The organism is Hyphomicrobium denitrificans 1NES1, from assembly GCF_000230975.2.
Taxonomy (GTDB): Bacteria; Pseudomonadota; Alphaproteobacteria; order Rhizobiales; family Hyphomicrobiaceae; genus Hyphomicrobium_B; species Hyphomicrobium_B denitrificans_A.
This window is the reverse complement of the sequence record NC_021172.1, coordinates 2,512,687-2,524,388: the sequence shown is the minus strand read 5'-3', so window position 1 is coordinate 2,524,388 and position 11,702 is coordinate 2,512,687. Positions and strand designations below refer to the sequence as shown.

Sequence of the window (11,702 nt, the reverse complement as noted above, 5' to 3'; positions counted from 1 at the left end):
GGCACCGGAAAGCCCGCTCCGCGTCAACGCGACCGCGCTCGATCAGTCTTCGAGCAGCCACCTGCCGAAGACGCCTCCGATGATGGCGCCGAGGATTGGCGCAACCCAGAACAGCCAAACCTGCGACAGCGCCTCGCCGCCCGCATAAACAGCCGAGCCTAAGCTCCGGGCCGGGTTTACGGAAGCGTTCGAGATCGGAATCGCCATCAGGTGAATGGCGGTGAGCGTCAGGCCGATTGCTAGCGGCGCCAGCAGGCTGGGGCCGTTCGGGCGCGTTACGCCCATGATGACGAGAACGAAAAAGGCCGTCAGCACAGTCTCGAGGATGAAGACCTGAGACAGGCTCGCCTTAAGCATCGACAGTTCGCCATAGCCGTTCGCTGCGAAGTTCGCGCCAGTATGGCCGACGAGCGAAAAAATCCCGCAGGCGGCGCAGGCACCGATAACTTGGGCGATAATGTAGGGCACAGCCTTGCTCGCCTCGAACCGGCCGCCTGCGACAAGGCCGAGCGTGACAGCTGGGTTGAAGTGCCCGCCTGAGATGTGGCCCACCGCAAATGCCATAACCATGACGGTGCAGCCGATCGACAACGCGACGCCAAGGATACCGGCAGCGCCCGCTGGCGCTCCGAATGAGTAGAAGGCGGCCCCGAGAACGGACGCCATAAGCATAAAAGTGCCAAAAGCTTCGGCAGCGAGTGCTCTGCTATTCATGCAAAATTTTCCCCCAGGCAATGTCTCTATGCACCTGCGTTCGCTTGATCCGAATCGCTGTGGCGCGGAACAATCCTAGCTGACGTCGGTTTGTCGAGCGAGCCGGGCGAGCCACATCACAGTTAAATCAGATTACGGAAAAAAGCGTTGGAATCCGGTCACAAATCGAGAATTGCTTATTCGTCATATTAACTGATTTGATTTTCCGAACGGCGCCCGGAAGAGTAACTTGCGTTCAGCAACCGGCCTTGTGCCGGGGTGTCTCGTAACCGCCGCGTGCACAAGGCAATTCTGACGGGCGGCTAGACCGAGGTTTTCGATAGATGAATGCAAACGCCTTAGCGAAAACCGAACTGGCGACTGAAGCGGCTAGGGCGCCCGATGCGGCTCGGCCGAAAGGCGTACGCCGGGGCGAGGCTATTCGCGAGCTTAAGAAGCGCGACAACTATACGAACTTCTATCATATCGGATTTGTCTACTTCGTGATTGCGCTCGCTATCGGATTCACGATCTGGAGCTATCACCTTGTTGACGTGGAAGGTCTTGGCTGGTGGTGGGATATCCCGACAACGATTGCCGCCATAACTGTGATCGGCGCCTCGCAGCATCAGTTCGGCGGCGTCATCCACGAGGGTACGCACTTCATCCTGTTCGAGAACAAGATTTTGAACGAGCTCGCGTCCGATTGGCTTGCGGCATTTCCGATCTATACATCGACCTTCCAATTCCGTTTGCATCATCTCGCGCATCATCAATTCATCAATGACCCTGTGCGCGATCCGGATTGGGCACAATTGCATGACAGCGGCCACGACCTCGATTTTCCGATCACCCACTTCGAGATGCTGCGCGCCCTCGGCAAGCAGATATGGCTTCCGAATTTGTTCCGCTACACGATTGCGCGAGCCCGCTACAGCGCGCTCGGAACCGTCAACAATCCTTACGTCGATCGCGAACGGCGGGGCGAGCGGCTGCCGACACTGGCCGGGGTGTTGTACGCGATAATCGCGCCTGCGGCGGTTATTCCATTGGTTCGATCGGGCCATGGTGCCTGGGCGTTTGCCGTTCTCGGATTCCTGACGGCCGTGGTCATTACCTACTTTGCGCGCCTCGACGAGGACAAGCTTCCGCATGCTCACGTCGAAACGGTAATTTCGCATCGAACGACGAACATCAGCCGGATCGTGTATATGGCGATCCTCTATGCGGCGCTGACTGCGATCGAGGTTGTCGGCTGGGGCCAGGCTTGGCGCTACTTCGGGCTGCTTTGGGTGGCGCCGCTATTCACGACCTTCCCGCTGTTCATGATCATGCGCCAATGGGTGCAGCATGGAAATGCCGATCGCGGACGCTATACGAACTCGCGCGTCTTCCTCGTCAATCCGTTCATCCGTTACGCAGTGTTTCCGTTCGGCATGGACTATCACCTGCCGCATCACATCTACGCGTCGGTCCCGCACTACAAGCTGCACGGCCTGCACGAGCTGCTGCTGCAGGACCCTGAATATCGCGAGAAAGGTGTGGTGGTTGAAGGCTACTTCAACTCGCCGCATGGCGACGCTGGCGGCCGAAATCCGACGGTCATCGAGGTGCTGGGCGACAAGTATGCGCCGAAAGGGTTGGAAGAGGCATATATCGACGCCGATACGCTCGAATATGCAAAGGTCAGGAACCCGGACGCCATCGAGCGCGAAAACAGGGACTCCCTCAACGAGGGCCGGTAGCGACTCTCGACATCGGATGAACACCCCAAACACGTCATGGCCGCCCTCCGAGGCGGCCATCCAGAGCAAGATTACCAGATTTGCCGGTTAGCTCTGGATGGCCGGGTCGAGCCGGCCATGGAGTGTGGTGATAGCCGTTTAGATGTCCAAGTCCTTCGCGAACGCTGCGCGCTCCTGGATGAAGCGGAAGCGTGCCTCGGGCTTCGATCCCATCAGTGAATTCACGACTTCCGATAAGCCCTCGCGTTCCCCTTCACCGATCGCCACGCGCAACAGCATCCGCCGCCGCTTGTCCATCGTCGTTTCCTTGAGGTCCTTGAAATCCATCTCGCCAAGGCCCTTGAAGCGCGTGACCTTGGGCTTCTTGTTCTTGAAGTGCGTTTCGAGAAGCTGATCGCGGTGCGCCTCGTTGCGCGCATAGGCGACGTCCGACTTGTCGGAAATCTTGTAAAGCGGCGGCACCGCAAGAAAGAGATGTCCGTTTTCGATCAGTTCCGGCATCTCCTGATAGAAGAATGTGATGAGCAGCGACGCGATGTGCGCACCGTCGACATCGGCGTCAGTCATGATGATAACGCGCTCGTAGCGCAGATCTTCGTCACGATATTTCGCGCCCGTGCCCGCACCGAGCGCTTGAATGAGATCGGCCAGAAGTTGGTTCTGGGAGAGCTTCGCGGACGACGCATTCGCCACGTTCAGGATTTTACCGCGCAGCGGCAGCACGGCCTGCGTTTCGCGATCGCGCGCGCTCTTGGCGCTGCCGCCGGCCGAGTCGCCTTCGACGATAAAGACTTCCGTGCCCGCGGCCTGCTGAATCGAGCAGTCGGCAAGCTTGCCCGGCAAGCGCAGCTTGCGCGTCGCGGATTGCCGGCCGATTTCCTTTTCACGCCGTCGCTTGAGGCGATCTTCCGATTGGTCGACCGTCCATTCGAGCAGCTTCGTCGCCTGCTGCGGAGAATCCGCGAGCCAATGATCGAAGGCATCGCGCACCGCCGTTTCGACGATCTTCGTCGCTTCGGTGGTCGCGAGCTTGTCCTTCGTCTGGCCCTGGAATTCCGGCTCCCGGATGAAAACGGACAGCATCGAGGCAGCCGTGCCCATCACGTCTTCCGACGTGATCTGCTGCGCCTTCTTGTTTCCGGTGAGTTCGCCGTAGGCTCGAAGTCCCTTGTAGAGCGCCTGACGCAAGCCGTTCTCGTGCGTGCCGCCTTCAGCCGTCGGCACGGTGTTACAATAGGAGAGCGAGAACCCATCTTCATCGGAGATCCATGCGACGGCCCATTCGACCGACCCGTGGCCGCCTTCCTTCTCGATGCGACCCGCGAAGATGTCCTTCGTGACGCGCGTCCGGCCATCGATCGAAGCCGTCAGATAATCGGCGAGACCCCCCGGGAAATGGAAAACAGCCTCGGACGGCGTGTCGTCCTTGATGAGTTCCGGCGCGCACTTCCAGCGGATCTCGACGCCCGCGAAAAGATAGGCTTTGGCGCGTGCCATCTTGAAAAGCCGTGCCGGCTTGAATGCGGCGCCCTTGCCGAAAATCTTCTCGTCAGGCCGGAAGCGCGTCTTCGTGCCGCGCCGGTTCATGATCGAGCCGAGCTTTTCGAGCTTCGTCTGCGGAATGCCGCGCGAAAAAACCATGCGATAAAGCTGCTGATCGCGCGCCACCTGCACTTCGAGCGTTTCGGAAAGCGCGTTGACGACCGAAACGCCGACGCCGTGCAGACCGCCCGACGTGCTGTACGCTTTCGAGTCGAACTTGCCGCCGGCGTGCAGCACGGTCATGACGACTTCGAGCGTGCTCAAGCTCTTATTTTTTGGATATGGCCCGACCGGGATGCCGCGGCCGTTGTCGGTCACGGCCAGAAACCCATCGGCGGAAAGCTCGACGTCGATCCACGTCGCGTGCCCGGCGACCGCCTCGTCCATCGAGTTATCGATCACCTCGGCGAAAAGGTGATGCATCGCCTTCTCGTCCGTGCCGCCGATGTACATGCCGGGCCTGCGGCGAACGGGCTCCAGGCCTTCGAGCACTTCGATATCATGCTCGCTGTAACCCGTGCTTTCCACGGGTTTACGGGCGCGCGACGATTTTTCAGTCATTTCGCTGTCGAATTCCGAAAAGAGATCAATCTGCGATCGGCCCATGGGCAGTCCTCAATCATGTCACGCCGACAGGCACACCGTCGAAATCCGAAGCGGCCTGACGCACGACAGCAGAACCGCTGAGGCGAATCTTGGAGACGTCCTTATAGACCGAGCCGCGCCCGGCGCCACCACGCCCGATGAGCTTTGTTGCCGAAGCGCCACTTAGGACGGGCTTGCGGCCGCGATATTATCGATAAGCCGCGTCTTGCCGAGCCAGGCGGCGGCAAGAATACGCAGCGGTTTTCCGGGCGACACGACCGCGCTGAGCGTCGCGGCGTCGCGAATCTCAACGTAGTCGACTTTCGTGAATCCCGCTTCGGCGAGGTGCGCCGTTGCATCCGTAGTTATGACAGTGAATGGCGTTCCGGCCGCAACTTGTGCGGCGGCCTCCGAAATTGTTGCATAAAGCGCCGGCGCAATGGCGCGCTCCTTCTCCGACAGATAGGCGTTGCGCGATGAAAGCGCCAAGCCATCCTTCTCGCGGACAGTCGGCGCAGCAATAAGCCTTAGCGGCATGTTGAGATCGTCGACCAATTGCCGGAGCACCGCGAGTTGCTGGTAATCTTTTTCGCCGAAGATCGCGACATCGGGCGTCACTTGGTTGAAGAGCTTGGCACAGACAGTCGCGACGCCGTCAAAATGGTGCGGCCGGAAGGCGCCTTCGAGATCGGCCGCGGCGCTGCCAGCTTTGACGCTCGTCGAAAAAACCGCCGGATACATCTCGTCGACGCTCGGACTCCAGACGAGATCCGCCTCGGCTTCGCTAAGTTTTGCCAAATCTCCGGCTTCGTCACGAGGATAGCGAGCCAGATCTTCGTGCGGAGCAAATTGCGTTGGATTGACGAAGATCGAGACGACCACCTTGTCCGCGTTTTCCTTGGCTTGCCTGACCAGCGATATGTGTCCCGGATGCAGCGCCCCCATTGTCGGAACGAGGGCAATCGTTTTGCCGGCGCGGCGCCAGTCGGCCATGACGTGCCTCAGGTCCCGAACGGTGGAAACGACTTTTACGGAATGACTCACGAGGCGCGCCTTATTCTGTTGAGAATCGAGGCAGTTCCTGCCTCCAGACGTGGCAAGCCGTCAAGAGAATTGGACGCTGGCTGCGTCGAGAGCAGGGCGGCGGACGTTTTCGCGATCTGCTATGCTCGTCCGGCAGGCGAATCGTCGGGCAGCGCCTGGATACAGCGGGTTGGACATGGTCGCGGCATTGCGGCGTGAGGATTTAGAGCGCGTTCTCCCACCTCGGGACGAATTTTCCGCGCAATATTTGACAGACGAGCCGAGGCTCGTCGGCGCCTTGATAGAGCGTGCGTTCTTTGCCGAGGACGAGCGCCGTCGCATCGCGGACGTCGCGCGTCGGCTCGTGCACACCGCACGTGCCAACAAGGCCGACCATTCCGGCGTCGATGCCTTCATGCATGAATATGGCTTGGCGACGGACGAAGGCGTCATTCTGATGTGCCTCGCCGAGGCCTTGCTCAGAATTCCCGATACCGAAACGGCGAATGCATTCATTGCCGACAAAGTTTCGGGCGGCGCCTGGGACAAACATCGCGGCCATTCCGACAGCCTGCTGGTCAACGCCTCGACCTGGGGCTTGATGCTGACAGGGCGTATCGTAAAGCTCAAGGAGGCCAAAGGCGCCAATCCGTTGCAGGCGCTGAAACGGCTCGTCGCGCGCTCGGGCGAACCGACTATCCGCCTTGCGGTGCGCCAAGCCGTCCGGCTGTTGGGCGAGCAATTCGTTTTGGGCTCGACGATCGAAGGTGCGTTGTCGCGCGCCCGCGCCCTTGAGGAGAAGGGCTACCGCTTTTCCTACGACATGCTCGGAGAAGCAGCCCGTTCGGAGCGCGACGCCGAGCGCTATTTCCAGCGCTATATGGCGGCCATCGATGCGGTCGGAACTGCTGCGCCGCCGTTTACCGCCACGAACGTCGACGCGATTTTCGAGCGGCCGTCGATTTCCGTGAAGCTTTCGGCACTCCATCCGCGCTTCGAGCCCGGCAAGGAAACGCGCCTCCATGCCGAGCTCGCTCCCCGCCTATTGACGATAGCGCGCGCAGCGCGAGCAAAAGGTCTTGGCCTGACCATCGATGCCGAGGAACAGGATCGCCTCGAAGTTACTGCCGAGATGTTCGGCGAGACGTTGGTCAATCCGCAGCTCGACAACTGGAACGGTCTTGGCCTCGCCGTTCAGGCCTACGGCAAGCGTGCAATCCCGCTCATCCGCTGGCTCCGCAGGCTGGCGGAGCAGACCGGTAAGCGCATTCCGGTGCGGCTCGTCAAAGGCGCGTATTGGGATAGTGAGATCAAATGGGCGCAGGAACGCGGCCTTGAAGATTATCCGGTATTCTCGCGCAAGCTGCATACGGACGTGTCCTACCTCGCGGCGATGCGCCTTTTGATTTCGGAGCCAGTTGCATTCTATCCGCAGTTCGCGACCCACAACGCCCACGCGATCGCGTCGGCTTCCGTGGCGGGCGGCGCGGTCGAATTCGAATACCAGCGCCTGCATGGCATGGGCGAAGCGCTGTACGAGCAGATCGTCGGCGTCGGTCAGTTCGGACGCCCGTGCCGCATTTACGTGCCCGTCGGAGGGCACGAGGATTTGCTGGGCTATCTCGTTCGTCGGTTGCTTGAGAACGGCGCCAATACATCTTTCGTCAACCGGCTGGGCGACGATGAAACGTCGGTATCGGAAATCATCGCCGATCCCGTCGAGATTGCGGATCGCGAATATACGTCCGGCGACCGTCCAACGCTGCTCACACGCCCGCGTGACATCTACCTCCCCGAGCGCAAGAACAGCGCCGGGCTGCCGCTTGTCGAAGTCAGTGTCCGTCGCACGCTGCTTTCCGACATTGGCAAGGCCTTGAAAACGCCTTTCGCGGCGGGTCCGATCGTCAACGGCAATGCCACGACGGCCGGAGACGCGGCGGCATTGGCAGTCTCTCCGCACGATCATCGCGAGCGTATCGGTACAGTCCGGCTTGCAACGCCCCAAAATCTCGAAGATGCGATTACCAGCGCGCGCAATGCGTCGGCGCACTGGGAGCGAACGGAAGCAGCCGAACGCGCCCGCATCCTCGAAACGGCTGCGGATCTTTTCGAAAGAGATCGCGCCACGCTGTTGGCCGCGCTCATCCGCGAGGCCGGCAAGACGCTCGATGCGGCTCAGGCCGAACTCCGCGAGGCGGTCGATTATCTCCGCTACTACGCGGTCGAGGCGCGGCGATTGTTATCAAACTCGATCCGGCTGCGCGGTCCGACCGGCGAAGAAAACACCTTGACGCTTCGGGGGCGTGGGACTTTCGCCTGTATATCGCCCTGGAATTTTCCGGTTGCGATTTTTACGGGCCAGATTGCGGCAGCCCTTGCGGCCGGAAATCCGGTGATCGCAAAACCGGCAGAGCAGACGCCGATTTCGGGTTATCTGGTAGTGAAGCTTCTGCACGAGGCCGGGATTCCACGCGATGTCCTGCACTTGGTCACGGGTGGCGGAAAGCTTGGAGAAGCGCTCGTCAAGGATACGCGTGTCGAGGGCGTTGTCTTCACGGGGTCCGGCGAGACGGCCTGGGCAATCCAGAAGACGCTCGTTGACAGACGCGGTGCCATCATTCCTTTCATCGCCGAGACGGGTGGTATCAACGCGATGATCGCAGACTCATCCGCTTTGCCCGAGCAGGTGGTCCGTGACGCCGTCCGCTCGGCTTTCGACAGCGCCGGACAACGCTGCTCCGCCGCGCGCATCCTGTTCGTCCAGGATGAAAGCGCGTCGCGGATCCGTTCGATGCTTGCCGGTGCTATCGAGGCGCTCGACGTCGGCGATCCGCTCGACTACGCGACCGACATCGGTCCCGTGATCGACGAGACGGCGCAGGATCTGCTCGAAAGTCACAAGGTCCGCATGCAGCGCGAGGCCCGCGAGATCGTCGACCTTGCAATGCCCGAAGCCTGTCGCGCTGGCACATACGTCACGCCCGCGCTCTTCGAGATTGACCGTCTCGCTAAGCTCGACCACGAAGTTTTCGGGCCGATCCTTCACATGATCCGCTACCAGCGCGATCAGCTCGACAAAGTCGTCGCCGCCTTGAACGCTACCGGCTACGGCCTGACGCTCGGGCTCCACAGCCGCATCGAAAGCGTCGCCCAGTACGTTGCCGAGAATGCGCGTGTGGGAAATCTCTACATCAACCGTAACCAGATCGGCGCCGTCGTCGGTGTCCAGCCGTTCGGTGGCGAAGGTCTTTCCGGAACCGGCCCGAAAGCGGGCGGCCCAAACTATCTTTTGCGTTTCGCAACGGAACGCACGCGCTCGACCGATATCACCGCAACGGGCGGTAACTACACGCTGTTGAGCGGCAAGGCTTAGCCCGACCCTATTGGCCGGCCATCACGAAGCAGTCGACGCCTTTGCGGCGAAGCTCGGTGCATGTCGATGCGGCGCGGTCCGCGTCAAAACCCGCGAACCGGGCGCGAAAGATCTGTTTGCCGTTAACGGTCCCTGGATGCGTGACCGACGGAACGCCGGCCAGCAGTCGCTTGGCGCGATCCTGCACGGAATTGAGCGCACGCTGGGCATCGGCGATCGAGCCATAGGCTCCGATCTGAACCTCATAGCCGCCGGACGTTGCGCTGATGCGCGTCACTTGCCGCTGCGCAGATTGTGCCGGAGGTGGCGACGGCTCCGGTCCCCCGGTCAATGCCGAGGCCTGTGCATTGAGTGTCGAGGGCGGCAGTCCGCGTTGGCGGGGCGCGGGAGATGAGGGGGCCCGATTGGCTGGCGCCGTCGGCATGGGAGCAGGCTCAGCCGCGGCCACGGGCGCCGACGCTGGAGCAAAGGCGACAGGCTTTGCGATAGGGGCGGGCTCAGTGGCAGGAACCCTGTCCGAAGCGCCTAACATTTCCGCGCGTCGGCCAAGGCGTTCGGCAGCGGCGAGAAAACCGGCATCCGCATTGCGATCGGCATTCGCCGTCTGAACGGCTCCCGTCTCTGCCGGGCCGTCGGTATCTTGCATGTCTGTCGTCTCGTCCGCAGATGCAGCAGCCGGTTTTGCGGCGAGCGGAACGTGCTTGACCTTGAATATCTGAATTGGCGTTTCGCGGTTTCCGATACCCGCAACGCGCCGCGGCGATTTTGCGGGGCGCCCCTCCGGTTCGGCGACGGCGACATCTCGTGTTTTCGGATCGCGGGACGCCGGGCGTGATGCAATCTTCGGCCCGCCCCTGAGCTTCGCAATCAGCATCGGCTTGCGTGTTTTGGCGGTCGAGGCGCGCGTGAACGCCTTTGTCAAAAGGACGCGCATCTCGGCATTTCGCGACGCGGCAGTCGATCCGCCGAAAACGACGCCGACGAGATGACGGCCGCCACGATGAACCGACGTGACGAGATTGAACCCCGACGCGCGTGTGTACCCGGTCTTGATGCCGTCGACGCCCGCAAACGTGTTCAGCATCGTATTGTGATTGCGGTACGACTTGCCGCGATACGTAAACGTGCGGGTCGCAAAGATCGTATAGTAGCCCGGAAAATCGTCCATCAAGTGCAGCGCCAAGGTCGCCATGTCGCGCGCCGTCGAGACGTGATCGTCGTCGGGAAGGCCCGATGGATTTTCAAAGTGCGATTTCATCATCCCGAGCTCACGGGCGCGGGTATTCATCAGCCGGACGAAGTTGGCTTCCGTGCCGCCGATCTTCTCGGCAAGGGCGACCGCGATGTCGTTGGCGGACTTCGTGACGATCGCCTTGATTCCGTCGGCAACAGAAATTTGATCGCCAGGTTTAAGATCGAGCTTGGACGGAGCGACGCTCGCGGCGTGCTCCGAGATTGTGATCATGTCCGACATCTTGAGACGGCCGCTCTCAAGCAGCTCGAATGTCAGATACAGCGTCATCATCTTTGTGAGGGAAGCCGGGTGGCGAATGGCGTCGCCGTCGTCATTGTGCAGAACCGCCCCGGAATTCACATCCACGACAAAGGCGGCATGCTTGTTCGTTGCAGCATTGGCTCGCGGCACGGAAATCCCGGCCAACGCCAGAAACAGGAGCGCAAACGCAAACGCCCGTCGGAACACGACGCTAATCCCTCTGGCCGCCGGAAAGGAGGCGGGTTGTTTGAGTGCCCTTTGTGCCGCGGGTTTGCCGGATTTGGCTCCCACGGCGTTAGCCCCGCCTTGAATTTTCAGCAGAGCACTGTTTTTAGGCACCTTTTGGGCGCAGCCGCACCGATCCGCGCCTCAAGATGCCTTATAAACTGTAGTCGGGAGGGCCTGCGGTAACGTTAAAGAACGCGGTAAAATTAGGGTAATCGGCCGTTCCAGAACGGCGCACGCGAATTGTGGCCGGAGCGGGCCGAGAGCAACGGGGCATAGCGGCATGGAAGCGTTCAACTTTGGGCTGCTGCGCCGTCCGGCCGCGCTCGCCTGGATATTCGATACTTACAAATGGTGTGTGTCGATGGAGCCAGGTGAGAGGCAGAAAAATTCTCGCAAGTGCAGCTGCGCAATCGCTTTGCTCATTCTGTTTTTTGCCGGCAGCCGTGCCTATATTGTGATCTTAATTTGGTGTGGGCGCGTTCCCTTGGATATTTGGCGAAACGCATTGGTGGCCATCTGGGCACGTATTTGGGCAGTGGAGCGTAGCTTTTCTGCCTCGCCCGTGTCCGTATTGGCGATTAGATTCCGGAGGAGAGAGGGATTCGGGACTTCCTTGAGGCGGGAGATGACGACGAGAAGATTGTCCATGTCTGTACCAATCCGGCTGGCAGGAAGCAACGACCCGCCGAACGACCCGGGTCGCGATGACCGTGATGGCGATTCCAAGACGGGCATCGTCACCAAAACCAGGCCGAAAACGAAGAAACCGAGCCTCTACAAGGTTCTCCTTCTCAACGACGACTTCACGCCAATGGAGTTCGTCGTTCTTGTTCTGCAGCGCTTCTTCAACAAAGGACAGGAAGACGCGACGCGCATCATGCTGCATGTTCACCACAAAGGCGTCGGAATTTGTGGTGTCTACACGTACGAGGTCGCTGAAACCAAGGTGACGCAGGTCATGGACTTTTCACGGCAACATGGCCACCCTTTACAGTGCACCATGGAGAAAGAGTAGGAC

7 protein-coding genes are annotated in these 11,702 nt (G+C 60.6%); 3 read left to right on the top strand and 4 right to left on the bottom strand.

What is annotated here, in order from left to right; translation table 11 throughout:
* Nucleotides 1-42: 42 nt before the first annotated feature.
* Entirely contained in the window at nt 43-714 is a 672-nt protein-coding gene (locus tag HYPDE_RS12085; protein WP_041320456.1) for an aquaporin, read from the bottom strand.
* A 323-nt stretch (nt 715-1,037) separates the two neighbouring features.
* Here HYPDE_RS12085 and HYPDE_RS12080 point away from each other — a divergent pair, with 323 nt between their 5' ends.
* Nucleotides 1,038-2,438 (top strand): fatty acid desaturase family protein, encoded by a 1,401-nt coding sequence (locus HYPDE_RS12080; RefSeq protein ID WP_015598753.1) that lies wholly within the window; start codon nt 1,038-1,040, stop codon nt 2,436-2,438.
* Between the two features lie 138 nt (nt 2,439-2,576).
* Here HYPDE_RS12080 and parE read toward each other — a convergent pair whose 3' ends face one another.
* Complete coding sequence (gene parE, locus HYPDE_RS12075; RefSeq protein WP_015598752.1) at nt 2,577-4,586, bottom strand: DNA topoisomerase IV subunit B; 2,010 nt, start codon at nt 4,584-4,586, stop codon at nt 2,577-2,579.
* 162 nt (nt 4,587-4,748) lie between these two features.
* Nucleotides 4,749-5,609, bottom strand: coding sequence for a pantoate--beta-alanine ligase (gene panC, locus HYPDE_RS12070; RefSeq protein ID WP_041320454.1), 861 nt, complete (start codon nt 5,607-5,609; stop codon nt 4,749-4,751).
* A 175-nt stretch (nt 5,610-5,784) separates the two neighbouring features.
* On the opposite strand from panC, the gene putA reads away from it, so the two are divergent.
* On the top strand, nt 5,785-8,961 hold the full coding sequence (gene putA, locus HYPDE_RS12065) for a bifunctional proline dehydrogenase/L-glutamate gamma-semialdehyde dehydrogenase PutA (protein WP_015598749.1): 3,177 nt from the start codon (nt 5,785-5,787) through the stop codon (nt 8,959-8,961).
* Between the two features lie 7 nt (nt 8,962-8,968).
* Here putA and HYPDE_RS12060 read toward each other — a convergent pair whose 3' ends face one another.
* Nucleotides 8,969-10,663 carry a D-alanyl-D-alanine carboxypeptidase gene (locus HYPDE_RS12060; RefSeq protein ID WP_041320453.1) on the bottom strand — a complete coding sequence of 565 codons (1,695 nt, stop codon included), beginning with the start codon at nt 10,661-10,663 and terminating at the stop codon, nt 8,969-8,971.
* A 667-nt stretch (nt 10,664-11,330) separates the two neighbouring features.
* Between HYPDE_RS12060 and clpS the strand changes: the two genes are divergently transcribed.
* On the top strand, nt 11,331-11,699 hold the full coding sequence (gene clpS, locus HYPDE_RS12050; RefSeq protein WP_015598746.1) for an ATP-dependent Clp protease adapter ClpS: 369 nt from the start codon (nt 11,331-11,333) through the stop codon (nt 11,697-11,699).
* The last annotated feature ends 3 nt before the right edge of the window (nt 11,700-11,702 follow it).

Bases quoted from the DNA above. Each gene is read 5' to 3' on its own strand.
- parE (WP_015598752.1), bottom strand. From the start codon at position 4,586: ATGGGCCGATCGCAGATTGATCTCTTTTCGGAATTCGACAGCGAAATG.
- putA (WP_015598749.1), top strand. From the start codon at position 5,785: ATGGTCGCGGCATTGCGGCGTGAGGATTTAGAGCGCGTTCTCCCACCT.
- HYPDE_RS12080 (WP_015598753.1), top strand. From the start codon at position 1,038: ATGAATGCAAACGCCTTAGCGAAAACCGAACTGGCGACTGAAGCGGCT.
- clpS (WP_015598746.1), top strand. From the start codon at position 11,331: ATGTCTGTACCAATCCGGCTGGCAGGAAGCAACGACCCGCCGAACGAC.
- HYPDE_RS12085 (WP_041320456.1), bottom strand. From the start codon at position 714: ATGAATAGCAGAGCACTCGCTGCCGAAGCTTTTGGCACTTTTATGCTT.